General features: G+C 73.1%; 19 protein-coding genes and 1 riboswitch. Of the genes, 12 read left to right on the top strand and 7 right to left on the bottom strand.

The genetic code is table 11. The features are described from left to right. Positions 1-28 precede the first annotated feature (28 nt). From ABT360_RS05075 to ABT360_RS05065, 3 genes are read left to right on the top strand one after another with little or no spacing between them, the layout of a single operon-like run. Entirely contained in the window at positions 29-589 is a 561-nt protein-coding gene (locus ABT360_RS05075) for a toxin (RefSeq protein WP_351810849.1), read from the top strand. Next, a complete protein-coding gene (locus tag ABT360_RS05070; protein WP_351810846.1) occupies positions 586-1,812 on the top strand; it encodes an MAB_1171c family putative transporter in 1,227 nt (408 codons plus the stop codon). The genes ABT360_RS05075 and ABT360_RS05070 overlap by 4 nt, the downstream gene beginning before the upstream one ends. After that, positions 1,809-2,453, top strand: coding sequence for a hypothetical protein (locus ABT360_RS05065; RefSeq protein WP_351810843.1), 645 nt, complete (start codon positions 1,809-1,811; stop codon positions 2,451-2,453). Before ABT360_RS05070 ends, ABT360_RS05065 begins: the two co-directional genes overlap by 4 nt. 22 nt (positions 2,454-2,475) lie before the next feature. Here the strand turns inward: ABT360_RS05065 and ABT360_RS05060 are convergent, their stop codons facing one another. Continuing rightward, positions 2,476-2,877 carry an SsgA family sporulation/cell division regulator gene (locus ABT360_RS05060; protein ID WP_351810840.1) on the bottom strand — a complete coding sequence of 134 codons (402 nt, stop codon included), beginning with the start codon at positions 2,875-2,877 and terminating at the stop codon, positions 2,476-2,478. A gap of 148 nt (positions 2,878-3,025) precedes the next feature. On the opposite strand from ABT360_RS05060, the gene ABT360_RS05055 reads away from it, so the two are divergent. Next, positions 3,026-4,213, top strand: coding sequence for a D-alanyl-D-alanine carboxypeptidase family protein (locus tag ABT360_RS05055; RefSeq protein ID WP_351810838.1), 1,188 nt, complete (start codon positions 3,026-3,028; stop codon positions 4,211-4,213). 75 nt (positions 4,214-4,288) lie between these two features. Beyond that, the gene (locus ABT360_RS05050) at positions 4,289-5,227 is read left to right on the top strand and encodes a nucleoside hydrolase (RefSeq protein ID WP_351810835.1); all 939 of its coding nucleotides are present in this window, start codon (positions 4,289-4,291) and stop codon (positions 5,225-5,227) included. On the opposite strand, the gene ABT360_RS05045 is transcribed toward ABT360_RS05050, so the two are convergent. Continuing rightward, complete coding sequence (locus ABT360_RS05045; protein WP_351810832.1) at positions 5,228-6,394, bottom strand: DUF418 domain-containing protein; 1,167 nt, start codon at positions 6,392-6,394, stop codon at positions 5,228-5,230. Positions 6,395-6,523: 129 nt separating this feature from the next. On the opposite strand from ABT360_RS05045, the gene ABT360_RS05040 reads away from it, so the two are divergent. Beyond that, a complete protein-coding gene (locus ABT360_RS05040; protein WP_351810829.1) occupies positions 6,524-6,709 on the top strand; it encodes a hypothetical protein in 186 nt (61 codons plus the stop codon). 5 nt (positions 6,710-6,714) lie between these two features. Here the strand turns inward: ABT360_RS05040 and ABT360_RS05035 are convergent, their stop codons facing one another. From ABT360_RS05035 to cobN, 3 genes are read right to left on the bottom strand one after another with little or no spacing between them, the layout of a single operon-like run. Beyond that, on the bottom strand, positions 6,715-7,581 hold the full coding sequence (locus tag ABT360_RS05035) for an SDR family oxidoreductase (RefSeq protein WP_351810826.1): 867 nt from the start codon (positions 7,579-7,581) through the stop codon (positions 6,715-6,717). Between the two features lie 24 nt (positions 7,582-7,605). After that, positions 7,606-8,295, bottom strand: coding sequence for a GNAT family N-acetyltransferase (locus ABT360_RS05030; protein WP_351810823.1), 690 nt, complete (start codon positions 8,293-8,295; stop codon positions 7,606-7,608). Further along, positions 8,292-11,885, bottom strand: coding sequence for a cobaltochelatase subunit CobN (cobN, locus tag ABT360_RS05025; protein WP_351810820.1), 3,594 nt, complete (start codon positions 11,883-11,885; stop codon positions 8,292-8,294). Before cobN ends, ABT360_RS05030 begins: the two co-directional genes overlap by 4 nt. A 36-nt stretch (positions 11,886-11,921) precedes the next feature. After that, positions 11,922-12,054, bottom strand: a riboswitch (cobalamin riboswitch). Positions 12,055-12,077: 23 nt separating this feature from the next. On the opposite strand from cobN, the gene ABT360_RS05020 reads away from it, so the two are divergent. From ABT360_RS05020 to ABT360_RS05010, 3 genes are read left to right on the top strand one after another with little or no spacing between them, the layout of a single operon-like run. After that, positions 12,078-13,241, top strand: a complete 1,164-nt coding sequence (locus ABT360_RS05020) for a cobalamin biosynthesis protein CobG (RefSeq protein ID WP_351810817.1) — start codon at positions 12,078-12,080, stop codon at positions 13,239-13,241. After that, positions 13,238-13,885, top strand: a complete 648-nt coding sequence (locus ABT360_RS05015) for a precorrin-8X methylmutase (protein WP_351810814.1) — start codon at positions 13,238-13,240, stop codon at positions 13,883-13,885. The genes ABT360_RS05020 and ABT360_RS05015 overlap by 4 nt, the downstream gene beginning before the upstream one ends. Then, positions 13,882-15,369, top strand: coding sequence for a precorrin-2 C(20)-methyltransferase (locus ABT360_RS05010; protein ID WP_351810811.1), 1,488 nt, complete (start codon positions 13,882-13,884; stop codon positions 15,367-15,369). The genes ABT360_RS05015 and ABT360_RS05010 overlap by 4 nt, the downstream gene beginning before the upstream one ends. Positions 15,370-15,510: 141 nt before the next feature. On the opposite strand, the gene ABT360_RS05005 is transcribed toward ABT360_RS05010, so the two are convergent. Then, positions 15,511-15,924: a hypothetical protein gene (locus ABT360_RS05005; RefSeq protein WP_351810808.1), complete on the bottom strand. Its 414-nt coding sequence runs from the start codon at positions 15,922-15,924 to the stop codon at positions 15,511-15,513. Positions 15,925-16,140: 216 nt separating this feature from the next. Here ABT360_RS05005 and ABT360_RS05000 point away from each other — a divergent pair, with 216 nt between their 5' ends. Together ABT360_RS05000 and ABT360_RS04995 are read left to right on the top strand one after the other, a co-directional pair. Beyond that, positions 16,141-18,126 carry a TerD family protein gene (locus tag ABT360_RS05000; protein ID WP_351810805.1) on the top strand — a complete coding sequence of 662 codons (1,986 nt, stop codon included), beginning with the start codon at positions 16,141-16,143 and terminating at the stop codon, positions 18,124-18,126. A 411-nt stretch (positions 18,127-18,537) separates the two neighbouring features. Continuing rightward, positions 18,538-19,920, top strand: coding sequence for a D-glucuronyl C5-epimerase family protein (locus ABT360_RS04995; RefSeq protein WP_351810802.1), 1,383 nt, complete (start codon positions 18,538-18,540; stop codon positions 19,918-19,920). 87 nt (positions 19,921-20,007) lie between these two features. Here the strand turns inward: ABT360_RS04995 and ABT360_RS04990 are convergent, their stop codons facing one another. After that, positions 20,008-20,757, bottom strand: coding sequence for a cobalt-precorrin-6A reductase (locus ABT360_RS04990; protein ID WP_351810799.1), 750 nt, complete (start codon positions 20,755-20,757; stop codon positions 20,008-20,010). Between the two features lie 11 nt (positions 20,758-20,768). On the opposite strand from ABT360_RS04990, the gene ABT360_RS04985 reads away from it, so the two are divergent. Next, a complete protein-coding gene (locus ABT360_RS04985; RefSeq protein WP_351810796.1) occupies positions 20,769-21,884 on the top strand; it encodes a cobalt-precorrin-5B (C(1))-methyltransferase in 1,116 nt (371 codons plus the stop codon). Positions 21,885-21,889: the final 5 nt, after the last annotated feature.

Genomic DNA, 21,889 nt, shown 5'->3' with positions numbered 1-21,889 from the left:
CGGATCATCACGAGGGCAAGAGGCGTCCATGTCCATGCGCGAGCTGCGGAAAGAGTGCGAAGCCGGACTCGCCGGCCTTCCCATCCCGGCGCCCTTCACCATCGAAGGGCTGGTGGCCAATATGGAGGCCGCCCGGGGCCGCACCATCGTCCTGCGGGAACTGCCCGACCGGCTGGCGCGCGTCAACGCCGCCTGCGGGCTGCGCCTCGCCTCCGGCACCACCAGCGTCGTCCTGTACCGCCGGCGGCCCACCGCGTACCAGACCCAGCACGTCATCCTCCACGAGCTGTGCCACGAGTGGTTCGACCACGGCACGACCCTGGACGCCGAGCAACTGCGCCGTCTCCTGCCCGTGTTCGACACCTCGCTGATCTCCCGGGTGCTCGCCTCCGGCGGCACCGTCCAGGCCCGTGCGCAGTACGACACGCACGACGAGCGGGTGGCCGAGTTCGGCGCCTCGCTGATACCCCGGATGGCACGGGACATGACCAGCGACGACATGGTGGGACGGCTCGCCAACTCCCTGTCGCGGCCCGTGGCCCACCGGCGGCGCGGCCCGTTCCGACGTCACCCCAAGGATTCCGCGTGACCTCGCTCGACCTCGCCGGCTACCTCATAGCCGGCCTGATGACCGCCGTCGCCCTGTGGCGCATGCCGGCCGCCCTGTGGGGCGACGAGGAGGACCGGCGCCGCCGGGCGCTGTGGGGCTGTTACGCCGGGTTCGCCGCCGCCCTGTGGACCAAGACCGAGGCCGTGCGCACCGCGCTCAACACCAGCCCCGTCGTCGACCTCGCCGTGCTCATCAAGCACTACACGTCGACCCTCGCGATCCTGGCGATCCTCAGCTACATCGTCGCCATCTACGGCCACTACCCGGAGGACGGCACCGTGCCGCGGCACGTGCGGTTCGCGCGGACGGTCCAGCACGTGGCGGCGAAGGCCTCCGTCGCGACGCTGATCCTGCTGACCGTGCTGTTCTTCACGGTCGTCGACCGGTCCGTCCCCTCCGACCGGTTCGTCTCCGACCACGCCGGGCAGTGGGGCGCCGCCCTCTACATGAGCGTGTTCTACCTGTACTTGGGCGCGGCGTCCGCCGTCTGCGCGTACCAGTGGGCACTGGCGACCGGCAACGCGCGGCTGCGGCACCTGCGGGTCGGGCTCGGCATGATGACCGCCGCCATGTTCATCGGCGTCGGCTACACCGTCAGCCGGACGGTGTTCATGTGGGTCAGTGTCGTCCACCACCCCGGCCAGGGCTTCGCCCGGACCTTCGACAAGGCCACCGAGCTGGCGCAGATCGTGCTGTTCGCGCTCTTCGCGGTGGGCGCGTCCATCCCCGCCTGCCGCACGGGCTGGCGGCGGGCCAGGCTGTGGCGGGCGCAGGCGAAACTGCACCCGCTGTGGCGTGAGTTGATGACCGCCTTCCCCGACCAGCCCTTCGAGCCGCCGGCCTCGCTCCTGCGGGAACTGACCCGCTTCGACACCCCCGCCGACCTGCGCGTCGACCGGTGGGCCGCCGACATCGCCGACGCCGTCGAGAAGCTGCGCCACTACGTGCCCGACGCCCTGGTCGGCGCGGCCGCGGCCGCCGCGGGCGGGCCCGGCCCGCTCGCCGACGCGTACTGGATCAAGGCGGCCCTCGCCGCCAAGGCGGACGGAGCGCCCGCCGGGAAGGCCGCGGCCGTCGAGCAGAGGCACGCCACCGACCAGGACGACGAGGTGGCGTGGCTGGTACGGGTGGCGGCCGCGTACCGCAGGACCGACGGCGACCGGGCACGCGCCCTCCTGGCACCCGCGGAGCGGACCGCGTGAACCGCTCCTCCGGCCGCACCACCGCCACCGAGACCGCGACCGCCACCGCCACCGCCACCGCCACCGCTCGTACGGTCACCGCCACCGCCCGTACGGTCACCGATGTCTTCCAGCCCCGCAACGTCCTGCTGGTCGGTATGCCCGCCATCGGCTGGGCGGCGGCCGGTCACTGGTCCGGACTGCTGTGGGGCCTCCTCGGCGCGCTGTGCGCGGGGCTGGTCCCGGCCGGGTACATCGAGTGGGAACGGGCCCGCGGCACCTGGGGTGACCGGCACGTCGTCGACCGCACGAAGCGCGCACCGATCTTCTTCGTGATCCTCGGATCCATCGGTACGGGCTCGGCGGTCATGGTCCTCGGCCACGCCCCGACGGGGATCCTCGTGGCGATGCTGGCGCTGTGGGTGATGACGGTCGGGCTGCTGACCGTCAACACCGTCTGGAAGATCTCGGTCGACTCGGCCGTCGCCTCCGCCGTCGTGGCCCTGCTCTCCGTCGTCCACTCACCCTGGTGGCTGGCGGCGTACGCGATGACCACCGCCGTGTGCTGGTCACGGGTGGCGCTGCGGTACCACACGGTGGCGCAGACCGTGGCGGGCGCGTCGCTGGGCGCGGCGACGGCCGCGGCGGCCTGGCTGCTGTGAGCCGGCGCGCCACCGGATCCGGTCAGCCCGCGGCCAGGAGCTCCGCCAGGAACGCGTCCAGGTCCTCCAGGCGCTCCCGGCCCGCCGGGACCTCCTCGTAGGTCCGCTCCAGGAAGCGCCGCAGCGACGGCACCCACACGGTGAACACGGCGGCGTGCGCCAGCTCGATGCGCAGTTCCTCACGGGTGCCGTTGAGCACCGGCCACATCCGTACGTCGCCCTCGCCGACCGGGTGTGCCATGCCGTCCCGCAGCATGTCGCGGTCCAGGCGCCATTCGGCGTACACGAACCCGCCGTGGGTGAAGCCGACCGTGACCGCGTACGGGTCCCGCACGTCGTAGGTCAGGTGCGCCAGCACGGGAAGCTCCTGGCCGTCCGGCGAGAGAAGCCGCATGAAGACCTTGTCGCGCAGGACCGCGTTCATGTCGTTCCTCCAGAGGGATGGGTGACGTCAGGCCCCCTCTCAGGTGCCCCGGGAAACGGGAGTAATGCGAGTGACGGGGCGACCCGCGGTACTCCGGTCGGCCGCACACCACCCTGCGTCCGGTCCGTCCCGTTCTTACCGTGGCTGAATGATCGTCAGTTCGCTCGTGGCCGCCCTTCTGCTGCTGCCGTCCGCACCGGCCGGCCCGGCCGCCGCCCCGCGCCCCGTCGAGCCGGTGCCGCCGCCCGCCACCGTGCGCGTGGACCCGGCGCTGCTGCACCGCCCCGGCACCCAGGTGCGCCTCCCGCCCGGCGTGAAGGCGCCGCCCCGGTTGTCCGCCCGGTCGTGGCTGATCGCCGACGCCGTCACCGGTGACGTCCTGGCCGCCCACGACGCCCACCGGCGCCTGCCGCCCGCCTCCACGCTGAAGGCGCTGTTCGCGCTGGCCTCGCTGCCCGGCCTGCCGGCCGAACGGCAGCACACGGTGAGCGAGCACGAGCTGCGGGGCATCGGGGACGGCAGCAGCCTGGTGGGCGTCCGCGAGGAGGTCACCTACCGGATCGCCGACCTGTGGCGGGGGGTCTTCCTCAGCTCCGGCAACGACGCCGTCCGCGTCCTGGCGGGCCTGGGCGGCGGGTGGGAGGCCACCGCCCGCAAGATGCAGGCCACCGCCCGGGCGCTGGGCGCCCACGACACCCGGGTGGTGTCCCCCGACGGGTACGACGCGCCCGGTCAGGTCTCGTCCGCGTACGACCTCGCGGTCTTCGGCCGCGCGGGGCTGCGGAACCCGGACTTCGCCCGCTACGCCGCCACGGCGTACGCCAAGTTCCCCGCCGGGCGCTGGTCGTACGGCATCCGCAACACCAACCGGCTGCTCACCGGAGCCGACGGGGTGCGGCGCTACCCGGGCATCCTCGGCATCAAGAACGGCTACACCACCAACGCCGGCCACACCCTGATCGCCGCCGCCCGCAAGGGCCCGCGCACGCTGGTCGTCTCGGTGATGAACCCCCGCCGGGGCGGGGCGTACGCCGTGTACGAGGAGGCCCGCGACCTGCTCGACTGGGGGTTCGCGGCGGCCCCGCACGCCCGCCCGGTGGGCTCCCTGCTGCCCCCGCGCGCCACCCTCCCGGTCCAGGCGGCCGCCCCGCCGGCGCCTCCCGCCCCGCACTCCGCCCCGCGCTCCGTTCCGCCGACCGCCGCCGTCTCCGTCGCCACCCTGCCGGACGCGGGCCACGGCGACGGCCCGCACCTCTTCCTCCCCCTCACCTTCGTCGGCTCGGCCTGCGTGGCGGCGGCCACGCTCTGGCTGGTCCGCCGCCGTGCCGAGCGGTGACTCACGGCGGGAGGCCGCCGGGCTCGGTGTCGTACTCGGCTGCCGGTGCGACGTCCGTCGCGTCACACTGCCCTCATGACGCCCATCCCCGTGATCCTGGACTGCGACCCCGGCCATGACGACGCCTTCAACATCCTGCTGGCCGCCGCCCACCCCGCCATCGAGCTCCTCGCGATCACCACCGTCGCCGGCAACGCCACCGTCGACCGGACCGCGCTCAACGCCCGCCGGGTGTGCACGGTCGCCGGGATCGAGGGCGTACCGATCGCCGCCGGGCTGGCGCGGCCGCTGCACGGGACCGGGATCGTGGCCGGGAACATCCACGGCGAGTCCGGCCTCGACGGCCCCGGTTTCGGCGAGCCGGCCGTCCCGCTCGACCCGCGCGACGCGATCACGCTCCTGCGCGAAACGCTGCTCGCCCACCCCGCCCCCGTGACCCTCGTCCCGACCGGCCCGCTCAGCAACGTCGCCGCGTTCCTGCTCGCCCACCCGGACCTGGCCGCCGACCGGGTCGACCGGATCGTGCTGATGGGCGGCTCCACCGGACGGGGCAACCGCACCCCGGCCGCCGAGTTCAACATCGCCGCCGACCCGGAGGCCGCCGACATCGTGTTCTCCAGCGGGCTGGACGTCACCATGATCGGCCTGAACGTCAGCCACCAGGTCCCGGCCGCCCCCGACGTCCTCACCCGCCTGGAGGCACTCGGCACGCCCCTGTCACGGCTGTGCGTGGAGCTGCTGACGTACTTCGGCGCCACCTACCGCGAGGTCTTCGGCCTTGCCGCCCCGCCCCTGCACGACCCGCTGACCGTCGCCCACCTCATCGACCCGGACCTCATCACCACGGTCCGCGCCCCGGTCGCCGTCGAACTGACCGGCACCCACACACGGGGCGCCACGGTCGTCGACCTCGACGGCGTCACCGGCCGCCCCGCCAACGCCCGCGTCGGCACCGCCGTGAACGCCCCCGCCTTCTGGGACCTGATCATCGACGCCGTACGCCGGCTGGGCTGACTACCGCCGCAGCGCCCATTTCTGCACGGACTCCAGCGGGCCGGTCGAGAAGCGGCTCAGCCACAGCGTGGAGCCCACCAGCAGCACCACCGACACCGCCGCCCACAGTCCCATCACCCACCACGGCCGCCACGCCCCGCCGAGCTCGGACGCCAGGCCGAGGCCGATGCCGTACGAGACGAGCATGCAGATCACGTTCTGCGCGACGTAACCCGACAGCGCCATCCGCCCCACGGACGTCAGCCCGTCCATCAGCGGTCCCGGGCGCCGGACGCGGTCCACGGCCGCCCCGATCAGCCCGATGTACCCGACCGCCATCAACGGCGCCGCCCCGTACCGCCCCAGCAGGAAGAGGTCCGAACCGCCCAGCGCCACCGCCACGTTCAGCGGGACGCCCAGCCCCAGTCCCCACGCCAGCATCCGCGCCCGGATCCGCCGCGCCGCCCCGTCCGTCCCGAAAGCGCCCGCCCGGAAGAGCCGTACGCCCAGCAGGAAGAGGAACAGCAGCAGGCAGAACGTCAGGACCGGCTCCATGCGCAGCGCGATCGCGTTCTCGAGCCGGAAGGCGATCTGCTCCGCCCAGCTCCCGTGCGCGTACAGGTCGACGACCTGCCGCGAGACGCCGCCGCCCGGCGACGAGGCCGACGCCAGGGCGGCCGTCAGCAGCCCGATCACCGTCAGGTGCAGCCCGGCCGCCCACCACATCACCCGCCGCCACGCCCGCTCCGAGCGGGTCAGCAGCCAGGCGACGAGCAGCGCGGTCACGGCGTACCCCATCAGCACGTCCCACGCGAAGACCAGCACGAAGTGCACGGTCCCCTCCGCGAACAGGAACAGCGCCCTCCACTTGTAGCGCCCCGGCCACGGCTGCCCGCGCCGGGCCGCCGAGCCGTACTGGATCGCCAGCCCGACCCCGAACAGGATCGTCAGCATCGACAGGAACTTCCCGTCCGCCAGCATCCGGAACACACTCTCGGCGGCGCCCGGGAACGACCCGAACGACGTCTCCGCCAGCGATCCCTGCAGCACACCCCACTCGGCCCCCGGCCCGGTGAACACCCATACGTTCGTCATGAGCGTCCCGAGGATCGCCACCCCGCGCAGCACGTCGAGGAGGGCGAGGCGTTGCGTCGTGGTCCGTACGGGAGCGCCAAGGGTCTCGGTCATGCCTCCAGCGTCCCGGCGGCCCACGCCGAAAACGTCATGAGCGCAGACGAACCGGCGCTCCATCGAACGATGTAGCACGGCGCCCGACACGCGTCCGTTTCGTCCTTGTTGGGCGGGTACTCGGACTGTATGAACACGCAACCAGTCCCCACCAGAAGCGACGGGCCGAAGAAGCGGGTCACGACCGCCCTTGAAACGCCCCTCGGAACGAGCCGCGAGCTCCGGGGCCGTATCCGCATGTACCAGCCGGCCGTTGCCGACGCCGAGACCCAAGGCACCCCGGGCGAGGGGAACATCGTCCTCGGTGAGGACTGAAGCCGTCACACCAGATGGGCATAGGAGCGCGGGTGGGCCGCGAGGTACTCGCGCAGTGTCATGGGGGCGTGGCCGGCCAGGCGGCGGACCGTGTCGGCGACCGTGCCCATCTCGCCCGCCGCGATCGCCTCGTAGGAGGTGACCCAGCCGGTGACCTCCCAGTGGTCGGCACCGTACCCTTCGCGTGAGGCATAGGCCTCCGCACGGGTCTCGGGGACGTAGCGGACCGGGCGGCCGGACGCGCGCGACAGCTCCTCCGCCGCCTCCGCGAGGGTGAGCGCCTGCTCGCCGGTGACGTCGTAGGTGGCGCCGTCGTGCTCCCCGCCGCCGAGCAGCACGGCCGACGCCACGTCCGCGATGTCCTCGTGGGCGACCGCCGCGACCCGCCCGTCGCCCCCCGGGCCGCGGATGACGCCGTCCTCGCCGGCCATCGCCGCGAACCCCGCGAGGTACCAGCTGTCCCGAAGGAACGTGTGGGGCACGTCCTGCGCCTCGATGTACCGCTCGGTGTGCCAGTGGTCGCGCGCGAAGGTGAACGTCGCCTGGGGCGCGGCGCCCAGGAACGACACGTACACGATCCGCCCGACACCCGCCGCCAGCGCCGCGTCGATCGCCGTGCGGTGCTCCTGGATCCGGTCGGGGCTCTCGTGCGCGGACACCAGGAACAGCGTGTCGGCGCCGTCCAGGGCGCGGCGCATCGCCTCTCCGTCCCCGTACGGCGCGGGCGCGGCCCTCACCGCGCCCGGCAGGTCCGGCAGCCGGGCCGGGTCACGGCCCAGCAGCCTGGTCTTCAGGCCCTGGTCGGCGAGGCGGCGGGCGACACGGCCGCCGACACGGCCGCTCGCCCCGGTCACAGCGATCACGGATGACATACGGCCGAGTCTGCCTCGGCTCGCTCAGCCGTACACCTCGGTGACCTCCAGCACCCGCGCGGTGACGCGCCCGTCCGGCGTACGGTCCGGGTCGGCCAGGTAGGCGCGGTAGGCGTCCTCGGACGGGAACCTCAGCAGGTGGACCTCCGACAGCCCGTCGGCCGTGCGCAGCCGCCGCTCCAGCCGCCCGCCGTGACGCGGGAGCAGGGACAGCGCCTTCTCCTCGTACGCCTGGGCGTCCGCCGGCGCGTCGGCCGGGTAGTCCAGCAGCACGGCCAGCTGGAAGGCCGCCGTGGCGGACGGCTCCAGCGACTTGGAGAAGTGGACGTCCACGTTCCCGCCGGGGATGCCCTCGGAGCGGCCGGTCTCGACGTACCCCAGGCGCCGGTAGAAGGGCGGCGCCTGGAACGAGAACGACGACACGATCATGCGGTCGCAGCCGCGCCGCCGGGCCTCGTCCTCCGCCGCGCGCATCAGCTTCGTCCCGAGCCCGGTACCGCGCTGGTCGTCGCGGACCCACAGCATGCTGACGCCACCGAGCCCGCCCCACGTCCAGCCGGTGAGGCCGCCGATGATCTCGCCGTCGTCGTCGGTGGCCCGCACCGACAGCTCGGCCTCGTCCGAGGCACCGGTGGCGGCCTGGTTGAAGGCCGTCAGCTCCCTGTCGAGGCGCGCGGACAGTTCCTTGTCCTCGCCGCCCACCGTGAGGGTCACTTGTCCTCCAGGTCGCCCTCGGTCTCCAGGTACACCTGCCGCAGCGCCTCCAGCACCTGCGGGTCGGGCTTCTCCCACATGCCGCGCGACTCCGCCTCCAGCAGCCGCTCGGCGATGCCGTGCAGGGCCCACGGGTTGGCCTCCTGGAGGAAGGCCTTGTTCTCCGGGTCCAGGACGTACGTCTCGGTGAGCTTGTCGTACATCCAGTCGGCGACGACACCGGTGGTGGCGTCGTACCCGAAGAGGTAGTCGACGGTCGCGGCCAGCTCGAACGCGCCCTTGTAGCCGTGGCGGCGCATCGCCTCGATCCAGCGCGGGTTGACCACACGGGCGCGGAAGACGCGGGAGGTCTCCTCGACGAGGGTGCGGGTGCGGACCGTCTCGGGGCGGGTCGAGTCGCCGATGTACGCCTCGGGAGCCGTGCCCTTGAGCGCGCGGACGGTGGCGACCATGCCGCCGTGGTACTGGAAGTAGTCGTCCGAGTCGGCGATGTCGTGCTCGCGGGTGTCGGTGTTCTTCGCCGCCACCGCGATGCGCTTGTACGCCGTCTCCATCTCGGTGCGGGCGGGCTTGCCTTCGAGGCCGCGCCCGTACGCGTAACCGCCCCACACCGTGTACACCTCGGCGAGGTCCGCGTCCGTGCGCCAGTCGCGCGAGTCGATCAGCTGGAGGATGCCCGCGCCGTACGTGCCCGGCCGGGAGCCGAAGATCCGGGTGGTGGCGCGGCGTTCGTCGCCGTGCTCGGCGAGGTCGGCCTGCGCGTGGGCCCGTACGTAGTTGTCGGTGTCGGGCTCGTCGAGGGAGGCGGCGAGGCGTACGGCGTCGTCCAGGAGCCCGATGGTGTGCGGGAACGCGTCGCGGAAGAAACCCGAGATGCGCAGCGTGACGTCGATGCGCGGACGGCCCAGCTCGGCGAGCGGGATGGGCTCCAGGCCGGTGACGCGGCGCGAGGCGTCGTCCCAGACGGGGCGGATGCCGAGGAGGGCGAGCGCCTCGGCGACGTCGTCACCGGCGGTGCGCATGGCGCTGGTGCCCCACAGGGACAGGCCGACGGAGGTGGGCCATTCGCCGTTGTCGGTGCGGTACCGCTCCAGGAGGGAGTCGGCGAGGGCCTGGCCGGTCTCCCAGGCGAGGCGGGAGGGGACGGCCTTGGGGTCGACGGAGTAGAAGTTGCGGCCGGTCGGCAGGACGTTGACCAGGCCGCGCAGCGGCGAGCCCGAGGGGCCTGCCGGGACGAAGCCGCCGTTCAGGGCGTGGACGGCGTTGTCGAGCTCGTCGGTGGTGGCGGTGAGGCGCGGGACGACCTGGCGGGCGGCGAAGTCGAGGATCGCGGCCACCTGCTCGCCGTGACCCTCGGCGACGGTGGCGACGGCGGCCGGGTTCCAGTCGGCGGCCTCCATCGCCTCGACCAGGGCGCGGGCCTTGGCCTCCGCCTCGTCGGCGGTGGTACGGGTCGCGGCGGACTCGTCCAGCCCGAGGGCCTCGCGGAGGCCGGGCAGCGACTGCGTACCGCCCCAGATTTGCCGGGCGCGGAGGATGGACAGGACCAGGTTGACGCGCTCGGGGCCGGTGGGGGCGCCACCGAGGACATGCAGGCCGTCGCGGATCTGGGCGTCCTTGACCTCGCAGAGCCAGCCGTCGACGTGGAGCAGGAAGTCGTCGAACCCGTCGTCGTCCGGCCGGTCCTCCAGGCCCAGGTCGTGGTCGAGCTTGGCGGCCTGGATCAGCGTCCAGATCTGGGCGCGGATGGCCGGCAGCTTGGACGGGTCCATGGAGGAGATCTGCGCGTACTCGTCGAGCAGCTGCTCCAGACGGGTGATGTCGCCGTACGACTCGGCGCGGGCCATCGGCGGCACCAGGTGGTCGACGAGGGTGGCGTGGACGCGGCGCTTGGCCTGGGTGCCCTCGCCCGGGTCGTTGACCAGGAACGGGTAGATCAGCGGGATGTCGCCGAGGGCGGCGTCGGGGCCGCACGCGGCGGACAGGCCGGCGTTCTTGCCGGGCAGCCACTCCAGGTTGCCGTGCTTGCCGAGGTGGACCATGGCGTCGGCGCCGAAGCCGCCGTCCTCGGCGCGGGCGGCGATCCAGCGGTAGGCGGCCAGGTAGTGGTGCGAGGGCGGCAGATCGGGGTCGTGGTAGATCGCGATCGGGTTCTCGCCGAAGCCGCGCGGGGGCTGGATCAGGATCAGCAGGTTCCCGCGCCGGAGGGCGGCGAGGACGATGTCGCCCTCCGGGTTGCGGGAGCGGTCCAGGAACATCTCGCCGGGCGGCGGGCCCCAGTGCTGCTCCACGTTCTCGCGCAGCTCCTCGGGGAGCGTGGCGTACCAGCGCTTGTAGTCGGCGGCCGGGATGCGGACCGGGTTCCTGGCCAGTTGCTCCTCGGTGAGCCAGTCCTGGTCGTGGCCGCCCGCCTCGATGAGGGCGTAGATCAGCTCGTCGCCGTCCCCGGACGCCAGGCCCGGCACGGCCTCGTCGCCGAAGTCGTACCCCTCCTCCCGCAGTCGGCGCAGCAGCGCCACGGCGGAGGCGGGGGTGTCGAGGCCGACGGCGTTGCCGATGCGGGAGTGCTTGGTCGGGTACGCGGACAGGACCAGCGCGAGGCGCTTGTCGGCGTTCGGGATGTGGCGCAGCCGGGCGTGGCGTACGGCGATCCCGGCGACGCGGGCGGCGCGCTCGGTGTCGGCGACGTACGCGGGCAGGCCGTCGGCGTCGATCTCCTTGAAGGAGAACGGCACGGTGATGAGCCGGCCGTCGAACTCGGGGACGGCGACCTGGCTGGCGGCGTCGAGCGGCGAGAGCCCCTCGTCGTTCTCCTCCCACGCGGAGCGCGAGCCGGTCAGGCACAGGGCCTGGAGGATCGGTACGTCGAGGGCGGCGAGGGCGCCCGCGTCCCAGGACTCGTCGTCGCCGCCCGCCTGGGCCTCGGCGGGCTTGGTGCCGCCGGCCGCGAGGACGGTGGTGATGACCGCGTCGGCCGTCCGCAGGCTGTCCAGGAGCTCCGGCTCGGGGGCGCGGAGGGACGCCACGTACAGGGGGAGGGCCTGCGCCCCCGCCTCCTCGATGGCGTCGCACAGGGTGTGGATGAAGGCGGTGTTCCCGCTCATGTGGTGGGCGCGGTAGTAGAGCACGGCGACCGTCGGGCCGGTGGTGCTCCGCGCGGTCCGCTCCAGGGGGCCCCAGGTGGGGGCGGCGGCCGGGGGCTCGAAGCCGTGGCCGGTGAGCAGGACGGTGTCGGAGAGGAAACGGGCGAGTTGTTCCAGGTTGCCCGGTCCGCCGTGGGCGAGGTAGGCGTGTGCCTCGGCCGCGATGCCGATCGGGACGGTGGAGGTCTCCATCAGCTGGGCGTCGGGCGCCTGTTCGCCGGTGAGGACGACGAGCGGCTTGCCGGTGGCGCGGAGGGCCTGGAGGCCTTCCTCCCAGGCGCGGATGCCGCCGAGGAGGCGTACGACGACGAGGTCGGCGCCGTCGAGGAGGGCGTCCAGGTCTTCGAGGGGGAGCCGGGCGGGGTTGGCGAACCGGTACTCCACGGGGCCGCCGGCCGCGCGGGCGCTCAGCAGGTCCGTGTCGGAGTGCGACAACAGCAGGATCATGGCGTGCGCAGGCCTTCCTCGGGGTGTCCGCGCCCCGGGTGTTCGTAGGACGGCGGGAGTTCCTGACTTACCGGACCTGTCGGGTTCGGCTCACAGTGGCGGGACCGCGCCGGAATCGCACCGGGCTTCCTCCCTAGGGCCCTGGGACCCTGTGCCGTCTGCATAGTAGAGGCTGCGCGTATGCTCGCCGCCATGCCGCCCAGCTCACCAAAGCCCCAGGACCGGGGCGAAGCGCACATACGGGACCGCGGTGACGCCTGCCCGGGTGCGCTCCGGCTGCACCGGGCCGACGACGGCGCCCTGGCCCGCCTCCGCCTCCCCACCGGGGTGCTGACGCCGCGTCAAGTGCTGCTGCTCGCCGACGCGTCGGACCGCCTGGGCGACGGACACCTCTCCCTCACCTCGCGCGGCAACCTCGAACTGCGGGGACTCGGTGAAGGCTGCGGGCTCGGGCTGGCCGACGTGCTGCGCGAGGCGGGCCTCCTCCCCTCCGAACGCCACGAACGCGTAAGGAACATGGTCGTCTCACCGCTCGCCGGGCCGGACGTGCAGGCCTGGGCCGCGCGCCTGGACGAGCTCCTGTGCGCCGAGGACTGGACGCCCGAACTGTCCGGCCGCTTCCTCTTCGCGGTGGACGACGGCCGGGGCGACGTGGCGGCCCTGTCCCCCGATGTGACGTTGCTCGCAGCCGCGGACGGGCCACTGCTGCGGGTCGCGGACCGGACGTACCGCGTGGCCGCCGCCGACGCGCCCCGCGCCGCGCTCGCGGCGGCGGAGGCGTTCCTCGCGGCCGCCCGGGAGGCGGGCACGGGCGCGTGGCGGGTACGGGAGCTGCCGCCGGGGCAGGACGTGGACGTGACGGGACACCTGCGGCGCGCGGCCATCGCGGCGGAGCCCGTACCGGACTCCGTGCGCGCCCCGAGCGGGCCACCCCCGCCCGGCGTGATCGGCGACGACACGGTCTCCGTCCTGGCCCGCCTCGGCCGGGTGACCTCGGCGCAGTTCCGGGCGCTGCTGCCCGCCGAGGAGGTACGGGTCACGCCCTGGCGCGGCTTCGTGCTGCCGCGCTTCGCCGACCGGGCCTCGGCCGAGGAGCGGCTGCGCGCCCTCGGCGAGGCCGGGTTCCTCACCCGTACCGACTCCCCCTGGATCGGCGTCACCGCGTGCACCGGCCGCCCCGGCTGCGCCAAGTCCCTGTCCGACGTACGGGCCGACGCACGGCCCCGCGAGGGTGCGCTGCCCGTCCACTGGTCGGGGTGCGCCCGCCGCTGCGGCCACCCGCAGGGCACGTGGACCGACATGGTGGCGACCGCCGAAGGCGCCTACCAGATGACCGTACAAGGATCGACGAGATGAGCGAGAGCAGAGTGTTCGACTACGAGAAGGACGGGGCGGAGATCTACCGCCAGTCCTTTGCCACGATCCGCGCCGAAGCGGATCTCGCGGACCTGCCGGCCGACGTCAGCCAGGTCGCCGTGCGGATGATCCACGCCTGCGGCATGGTCGACCTCGTCCACGACCTGGCGTACACGCCGGACGTGGTGGCCCGCGCCCGCGAGGCGCTGCGCGCCGGCGCGCCGATCCTGTGCGACGCGCAGATGGTCGCCAGCGGCGTCACCCGCAAGCGGCTGCCCGCGGACAACGACGTGATCTGCACGCTCTCCGACCCGTCCGTCCCGGCGCTCGCCGCCGAACTCGGCACCACGCGCAGCGCCGCCGCGCTGGAACTGTGGCGCGACCGGCTCGAAGGGGCGGTCGTCGCGGTGGGCAACGCCCCGACCGCGCTGTTCCGGCTCCTGGAGATGATCGAGGCGGGCGCGCCGCGCCCGGCGGCGGTGATCGGCATACCGGTCGGGTTCATCGGGGCGGCCGAGTCCAAGGACGCGCTGGCGGCGTTCCCGGGCCTGGAGCACCTGGTGGTGCGCGGGCGGCGGGGCGGCAGCGCCATGGCAGCGGCGGCGATCAACGCGATCGCCCACGAGGCGGAGATCCAGGCATGAGCGGCAAGCTGTACGGCGTGGGCCTCGGCCCCGGCGACCCGAACCTGATGACCGTGGCGGCGGTGAGGGCCATCGCGGCCGCCGACGTCATCGCGTACCACTCGGCGCGGCACGGCCGCTCGATCGCCCGCTCGATCGCGGCCGAGCACATCCGCGAGGACCACGTCGAAGAGCGCCTGATGTACCCGCTGACGGTCGAGACGACCGACCACCCGGGCGGCTACCGGGGCGCGCTCAACGACTTCTACGAGGAGGCCTCCGCACGGCTGGCCGCGCACCTGGACGCGGGCCGCACGGTGGCCGTCCTCGCCGAGGGCGACCCGCTCTTCTACGGCTCGTACCAGCACATGCACAAGCGGCTGGCACACCGGTACGACACCGAGGTCATCCCGGGCGTCACCTCGGTCAGCGCGTCGGCGGCCCGCCTGGGCAAGCCGCTGTGCGAGGCGGAGGAGATCCTGACGATCATCCCCGGCACCCTGCCGGAGGAGGAGCTGACGGCCCGTCTGGCGGCCACCGACTCGGCGGTCGTGATGAAGCTCGGCCGCACCTTCCCGACCGTGCGGCGCGCCCTGGAACGGGCCGGGCGCCTTCAGGACGCGCACTACGTGGAGCGGGCCACGATGGCCGGCGAACGCACGGGTGCCCTCGCGGACGTCGACCCCGAGTCGGTGCCGTACTTCTCCGTGGCGGTGCTCCCGTCCCGGATCGACGCCGCGCCGGCCGCGCCCGACCGGGGCGAGGTCGTGGTCGTCGGCACCGGCCCGGCGGGGCCGCTGTGGCTCACGCCCGAGACGCGCGGTGCGCTCGCCTCGGCGACCGACCTGGTGGGCTACACCACGTACCTGGACCGCGTCCCGGTGCGCCCCGGGCAGGAGCGGCACGGCTCCGACAACAAGGTCGAGTCGGAGCGCGCCGAGTTCGCCCTGGACCTCGCCCGGCGCGGGCGCCGGGTGGCGGTGGTGTCGGGCGGCGACCCGGGCGTGTTCGCCATGGCCACGGCGGTCCTGGAGGTCGCCTCGCAGGACCCGTACCTGGACGTCCCGGTCCGCGTCCTGCCGGGCGTGACCGCCGCGAACGCCGCCGCCGCGAAGGCGGGCGCCCCGCTGGGCCACGACTACGCGACGATCTCCCTGTCGGACCGCCTCAAGCCCTGGGACGTCATCGCCGGGCGCCTCGCCGCCGCGGCCGCCGCCGACCTGGTCCTCGCCCTCTACAACCCGGGCTCCGCCAGCCGCACCTGGCAGGTCGCCAAGGCCCGCGAACTCCTCCTGGAGCACCGCGCCCCGGACACCCCGGTGGTCGTCGCCCGCGACGTGGGCGGCCCGGAGGAATCCGTCCGCGTCCTGCCCCTTGCGGACCTGGACCCGGCGGAGGTGGACATGCGCACCCTCCTGCTCATCGGCTCCTCCCAGACCCAGGCGGTCCGAAGGGGCGACGGCGACACGGTGGCCTGGACGCCCCGGAGGTACCCGGAGGGCTGATCCCGCCCCTGGGCCGGCGCCCCGCACGGCGCCGGCCCCCGCGCGTGCCTCCCCTCAGCGCCGCTGTACGAACGCCCGGCCCCGGTGGTCCGCGTCGGCGGAACAGGACCGCTTCTCCGCGTCCGTCCTCTTGCGGCTCTTTCACCACCACCGCGTTGCTCCTGCCCTCCGTGCCTTCTCGGCCGGCCCGGTGATCGTGTCCGGGAAGAACCAGTAGTAGTGCCCCCAACTGTGGCTGTGAGTCGCCGTCACACTCAGGTCCACTATGCCCGCGATCTTGCCGCCCGCGGTGACGGAGGCGCCGAGCGAGTCGGTCGAACCGACGGTGTCGGTCCACGTCATGCTCTGCGTGGCGTCCGAGCCGGAGCAGTTGTCCAACGAGTCCGAGACCTGGCGGAACGCCCCGAGGTACGCCTCCCCGAGCTTCGGCTCGTTGAACGTGCACTTGCCCAGTCCCGAGGCGCAGCCCGCCATGAGCTCCGGCTTCGTCGGCCGCTCGGCGGCGGATGCGGGAAGCGCACCGGCCACCGTCATCCCGCAGGCCGCGACCGCCACGGCCGAGTTCGTTTCCGGGGGAACCGGAGGGGCTTCCCGGCACCCACCGCCCCGATTCAGCTACCGAGGGTGGCTTCCTCTCCCACTTCTCGCAGTTCTCCTCATACGCTCCGGCCGCTAGGGTTCCCGGAAACGGCGCACGTGTGACGCACCACACACTGCCTTCCGTCTGGCTGCCGGGGTGCGTCCCGACGCAGCTGTGCATCCGGGGGACACATGCACACGATGGTCAAAGGTTCCAACATCGGCCTGTCGGCGCTCAGCGAGGACGTCGGCTCGGTGACGGTGAGCCTGAGCTGGAGCAGCAGCACCGGAGAGGGCGACGCGGATGTCTCCGTCCTCTTGCTCAACGGAACCGGCAAGGTGCGCAGTGACGCCGATTTCTACTTCTACAACAACCCTGTCGCCGCTGACGGAAGCGTCCAGCTTCTCGGCAAGACCCCCACTCCCGACGGGAGCGAGGACCGCATCAGCTTCGACCTGGACGCCGTACCACCCGACATCGAGCGGATCGTGGTCTCCGCAAGCCGGTACGGCGGATCCCACTTCGGTGAGCTCGACGACCTGTGCCTGTCACTCGTCGACGGCGCTGGAGAGGGACTGGTCCGGTTCCGTATCGAGGACGCGGGCGTGGTGAGTGCCTTTATTTTCGGAGAGCTCTACCGGCGGGCCGGGACATGGAAATTCCGCGCGGTGGGCCAGGGATACGAGTCCGGTCTGGTCGGCCTTGCCACGGACTTCGGGGTCGACATCGACGACGACGCCGGGGAAGGCCCCACCGAAGAGGACACCGGACCGGATCAGGATGACGCGAGCCCGGTGGCACCGCCGGTGCCGCAAGCACCCAAGCCCGTTCCCTCACCGAGGGCGGCCGAAATCAACCCCCGGGAACGGCCAGTTCCCCAACGCTCCTCACGACCACGCACCGCGAAGAAGAAGGTCACCCTCCCGAAGACGACGAAGACGTCCCTCGCCGAGAACGAGTCCTGGAAGACCGCCCGGCTCTCCCCTGTCACGGCGCTCAAGAGCGATCGGGAACGCGAAACGCGCGCCACGTCGGTACTGCTGTCGGTGATGGCCCAAGTGCCGGAATTCGGTCGTCGCCTCACCGCCGGCTTCGGAGCACCGGCTGGACGCATGGAGACGTTCACAGAGGTCTCCCTGCCGCATGGCGACTCTCCGAGGCGTCCGGACGGTGTCGTGCGCGTCGAGCGTGCCGGCAAGCTGTGGACCGCTCTGATCGAGACGAAGACCAACGGCAACCCCCTCAGGTCCGACCAGGTGCAGGCTTACGCCGACATCGCCGCGCGGCGCGGTTATGAGGCCGTGATCACGCTGTCCAACGATGTCGCGCTGGAGGGCAGTCCGCTGGTCGGCGTCAAGATCGATGGCCGACGCAAGCACAAAGTGGCTCTCTGGCACCTTTCCTGGGCCGAAGTCGCCCACCAGGCGCAGATGTTGATTCGCCACGAAGGCGTGGGCAACGCCGCACACGCATGGCTCTTGCAGGAACTGCTCCACTATCTCCAGCACGACAACTCGGGGTGCCACGGATTCCAGAACATGGGGTCGGCATGGGTGCCGGTGCGCAATGGGATCGACAACGAAACCCTCTGCCAGGGTGATTCGCGGGCCACGGAGGTCACCGAGAGCTGGGAACGACTGATCAGGCAGGTCTGTCTACGTCTGGGTGGTGAGCTCGGCCAGAAGGTGTTGCCCGTCCAACGCGCCAAGCGTGGGACGGATCCGCGTACCCGCCGTGCCGAAATGGCGGACCGACTCTGCCTGGAAGGGCGGCTGCACGCCGAGCTCCGCATGGAGGACACGCCCGGAATCCTCGCCATCACCGCTGATCTGCGCACGGGCAAACTGCGTACGTCGATCGAGCTGCCGTCGGCCCAGGAGGGTTATCCCCTCACCAGGGCCAAGCGGCTCATTCGCCGACTGGCGGCTGCTCCGGCGGACCTCCACATCGAAACGCTGGTCGCGGGGTCGGGAATCGGCTCGCGGGGCACGCTGGAGCGACTTCGTCCCGAACCGGCCGACCTCCTGCCGAAGGACGGCGCGGAGATCACCGGTTTCCGCCTCTCCCTCTTCAAGAGCATGGGCACGGGACGCGGCTCCGCCGAAACCGGCTTCATCCGCAGCGTGGACGAGGCCGTGGACCGCTTCCACACACAGGTCATCACGCATCTGGAGTGAGGGGGGCGCACCGCGGTCATCCGGCCGGCGACCACTGCCCGCCGAGGCAGCCGGCTGTACTCCGCCGTGCCCCCAGGCACCCTCGGCCCCCGGCCCGGAACCACGACGTCACACCTTCCGCACCACCACGCGGGCGTGCCCGGCGATGAGCAGGGTGATGTCCTCCACGCCGGAAATCAGGACGGTCACGCGTCCCGGATGCGCGAGCGCCGTCGCGCACGGGATTTACATGCCGGAGCCTGTCCGACGGCCCATGGGGCCCCGCGGACCCTGAACCAAGATCCCTCCTTCGGGGAACAGCAGGTGACTGTTCGACCGGGTGGGGGATTCGTGGTGGAGAGCCGTAGACGGTTCTTGAAGGCCGTCGGGGGCAGCGGGGCGGCAGTGGCGCTGGCTGGAGGTGGATTCCTGGTGGGACAACGGGCTCCGGGTGAGGTGGCGGTGCCCACCGGGCTGCCGTTCACCTTCGGCGTGCAGGGGTTCCGGTGTGTGCTGGACGTGCCCGACGGGCTGCGGCCGTGGCGCGACCGGGTGGCCGGGCGGGAGGACGAGGGGACGCACGACCGGGACGGGGTGCGGATGTTCCGGTGGAAGGGGCGGCTGCACGACCATCCCGTCGGGCAGATCCAGTACGGGCTGGAGAACCTCGCCGCGTACCGGCGCACCGGCGACGCGTTCTTCCTCGAGCGGGCGCGGGCGCAGGCCGGACGGGTGGTGGCGCGGCGGCACGAGCGGCGCGGCGCGTGGTTCTTCCCGTACCCGTTCGACTTCGCGCACGACGTGCACACCGGCATCGCCTACGAGGCGCCCTGGTACTCCGGGATGGCCCAGGGCGAGGCGCTGAGCCTGTTCGCCCAGCTGGCCCAGCTCCCGGCCGTCCCGGCGGCGGCACGGGGGCAGTACCGCAGGGCGGCCGACGGGGCGTTCCGGTCGCTGCTGGTGGGGGACGACGGGGTGCCGTGGGTGGTCGCCCGGGACGAGGCGGGCCACCTGTGGATCCACGAGTACCCGATGGACGCCCCGGGCACCTCCGACTACACGTACAACGGCTTCATGTTCGCCGCGCTCGGGCTGTGGGACTACTACGCGCTGACCCGCAGCCCCCTTGCCGCCGACCTCTTCGACGGCTCGCTGACCACCCTCGCCGCCAACTTCCGGAACATGCGCAACCCCGGCTGGCTGTCGCACTACTGCCGCACGCACGCCGTGCCGACGGCGTCGTACCACCCCGTGCACGTCACACTGCTGCGCCAGTTGTCCTGGCTGTCCGGCAGTGAACTGCTCGCCGCGCAGTCGGACCTGCTGATGGACGACCACCCCTCCCCGTCGCTCGGCGAGGACGGCGGACGGGTGCACCTCGCGGAGGGCACGCACACGCTGTTCCGGTACGACGAGGACGGCGCCGTCACCGGCACCCGCACCCTGGACCTGGTCCGCCCCGCGGAGGCCACCGCCTCGCACCGGAAGCGGATCAAGGGGCGGGAGGTGCACTACCTCCTGACGGACGGGCCGGACAAGACGGAGGGCTGGTACGTGGCGGAGCGGTACCCGGCCGCGTACCTGAGGGGCGAGTGGTGCGCGTCCGACTACCGGCCGGCGCGGCGCGCGCGGTTCCGGGCCGGGGTGAGCGTCGTGTGCCGCAGAGGGGCGGAGGAGCGGACGGTGACGTACCCCGAGGACACGCCCGTGCGGTACGACCGGCGCGCCCTCGTCGACGGCCGCATGATGCTCCGCGCGGTCGACGGGGACGCCAAGGGCTGGTGGGTGCCGGGCTCCCAGCTGCTGGCGGGCTGACGGGCCGGCGGGGGCGGAACACCCGGGCGGTGGCCCGCGTCGCCGGCCCGGCCGCCCCGGGGGTGGCCGCGCCCCGGGACGTGACCGTCACATGTGAGGCCGGTCCGCCGCGAGGGCCGCCACCCATGCCGCCGCCTCTTCCGGCGTGGGCACCACCGGCACCGCGGCCGGGGCCGGGGGCCGGCGGACGATCACGACCGGGAGTGCGGCCTCACGGGCGGCCCGGAGCTTCGGGGCCGTCGCCGCAGCGCCGCTGTCCTTGGTGACCAGGACGTCGATCGCGTGGCGGCGCAGCAGCTCCCGCTCGCCGTCGAGGGTGAAGGGGCCGCGGTCGAGGAGGACCTCCAGCTGGGGCGGGAAGGGGGGCTCCGGGGGGTCGACCGAGCGCACGAGGAACCAGGCGTCCGTGATGTGCGCGAAGGAGGCGAGACCCATACGGCCCGTGGTCAGGAAGATGCGGCGGCCCAGGGTCCGTGCCGTGTCCGCGGCCTCCGTGAGGGTGTCCACGGGGTGCCAGTCGTCACCCCCGGCGGGGGCCCACCCGGGACGGCGGAGGGCGAGCAGGGGAACATGGGCTTCGGCGGCCGCCCGGGCCGCGTGGGAACTGATCGTGTCGGCGAAAGGGTGAGTGGCGTCGATGACCGCGTCCACCTGGTGCTCGCGCAGCCAGCGGGCGAGGCCCTCGGCTCCGCCGAAGCCCCCGATGCGCACGTCGCCCGGAGGCAGCGTGGGGGCGGCCACACGGCCCGCGAGTGAGGTCGTCACACGCACGGTGCCGTGGAGGGACTCGGCCAGGCGGCGGGCCTCGGTGGTGCCGCCGAGAAGGAGTATGTGCACGGTGACGGTCCATGGGTGAGGCGACGGGTGGGCGCAGCGCCCAACTCAAGCACACCGGCCTGAGGTCCGGATGGACGACCGGGGCGTGCGCGACGGCGGCGACGACCGCCGCGTACACCGCCCTGCTGACCGGGGACTTCCCGGATCCGGTGACGATCACGCTGCCGAAGGGGCAGACCCCGGCGTTCGCGCTGGCGGCGGAGGAGCTGACCGGCGCGTACGCCATGGCGGGCATCGTGAAGGACGCCGGGGACGACCCCGATGTGACCCATGGGGCCCTGGTCCGGGCCACGGTGCGGTTGCTGGCGGCCGGGGCGGGAGTGGTGTTCCGGGCAGGGCCCGGGGTGGGGACCGTCACCCGGCCCGGCCTGCCGCTGGAGGTGGGGGAACCCGCGATCAACCCCGTGCCGCGGCAGATGATGCGCGAGCACGTCGCGCGGGTCGCGGCCGCGCACGGCGGCACCGGGGACGTCGAGATCACCGTCTCCGTCGACCACGGCGAGGAGATCGCCCGCTCCACGTGGAACCCCCGCCTCGGGATCCTGCACGGCCTGTCGATCCTGGGGACCACCGGCGTGGTGGTGCCGTACTCGTGCTCGGCCTGGATCGACTCCATCCGGCGCGGCGTCGACGTGGCACGGGCGGCGGGCCGCACCCATGTCGCCGGGTGCACGGGCTCCACGTCGGAGCGCACGGTCACCTCGCTGTACGGGCTGCCCGAGGACGCCCTGCTCGACATGGGCGACTTCGCGGGCGCGGTCCTGAAGTACGTACGCAGGCACCCGGTCGACCGGCTCACCATCTGCGGCGGCTTTGCGAAGCTGTCCAAGCTCGCGGCGGGACACATGGACCTGCACTCGGCGCGCTCCCAGGTCGACAAGGGCTTCCTGGCGGAGCTGGCCCGCCGGGGCGGCGCCGACGAGCCCCTGGTCGCCCAGGTGGCGGCCGCCAACACCGGGCTCGCCGCGCTCCAGCTGTGCGCCGCGGCCGGCGTCCCGCTGGGCGACCTGGTGGCCGAGACCGCCCGCGACCAGGCCCTCGACGTGCTGCGCGGCGCGCCCGTCGCGGTCGACGTGGTGTGCATCGACCGGGCGGGCACGGTGGTGGGGCGCAGTGCGGTGCGGTGACCGGA

This window comes from Streptomyces sp. NPDC000229 (genome assembly GCF_040300825.1).
Classification (GTDB): domain Bacteria; phylum Actinomycetota; class Actinomycetes; order Streptomycetales; family Streptomycetaceae; genus Streptomyces.
This window is presented reverse-complemented; position numbering and strand designations above follow the sequence as displayed.

Excerpts from the sequence above, each read along its gene's own strand:
- ABT360_RS05060 (WP_351810840.1), bottom strand. The coding sequence starts at position 2,877 with ATGAACGCGGTCCTGCGCGACAAGGTCTTCATGCGGCTTCTCTCGCCG.
- ABT360_RS04985 (WP_351810796.1), top strand. The coding sequence starts at position 20,769 with ATGGGTGAGGCGACGGGTGGGCGCAGCGCCCAACTCAAGCACACCGGC.
- ABT360_RS05000 (WP_351810805.1), top strand. The coding sequence starts at position 16,141 with ATGCACACGATGGTCAAAGGTTCCAACATCGGCCTGTCGGCGCTCAGC.
- ABT360_RS05055 (WP_351810838.1), top strand. The coding sequence starts at position 3,026 with ATGATCGTCAGTTCGCTCGTGGCCGCCCTTCTGCTGCTGCCGTCCGCA.
- cobN (WP_351810820.1), bottom strand. The coding sequence starts at position 11,885 with ATGATCCTGCTGTTGTCGCACTCCGACACGGACCTGCTGAGCGCCCGC.
- ABT360_RS05045 (WP_351810832.1), bottom strand. The coding sequence starts at position 6,394 with ATGACCGAGACCCTTGGCGCTCCCGTACGGACCACGACGCAACGCCTC.
- ABT360_RS05040 (WP_351810829.1), top strand. The coding sequence starts at position 6,524 with ATGAACACGCAACCAGTCCCCACCAGAAGCGACGGGCCGAAGAAGCGG.
- ABT360_RS05020 (WP_351810817.1), top strand. The coding sequence starts at position 12,078 with ATGCCGCCCAGCTCACCAAAGCCCCAGGACCGGGGCGAAGCGCACATA.
- ABT360_RS05035 (WP_351810826.1), bottom strand. The coding sequence starts at position 7,581 with ATGTCATCCGTGATCGCTGTGACCGGGGCGAGCGGCCGTGTCGGCGGC.
- ABT360_RS05015 (WP_351810814.1), top strand. The coding sequence starts at position 13,238 with ATGAGCGAGAGCAGAGTGTTCGACTACGAGAAGGACGGGGCGGAGATC.
- ABT360_RS05010 (WP_351810811.1), top strand. The coding sequence starts at position 13,882 with ATGAGCGGCAAGCTGTACGGCGTGGGCCTCGGCCCCGGCGACCCGAAC.
- ABT360_RS05075 (WP_351810849.1), top strand. The coding sequence starts at position 29 with ATGTCCATGCGCGAGCTGCGGAAAGAGTGCGAAGCCGGACTCGCCGGC.
- ABT360_RS05050 (WP_351810835.1), top strand. The coding sequence starts at position 4,289 with ATGACGCCCATCCCCGTGATCCTGGACTGCGACCCCGGCCATGACGAC.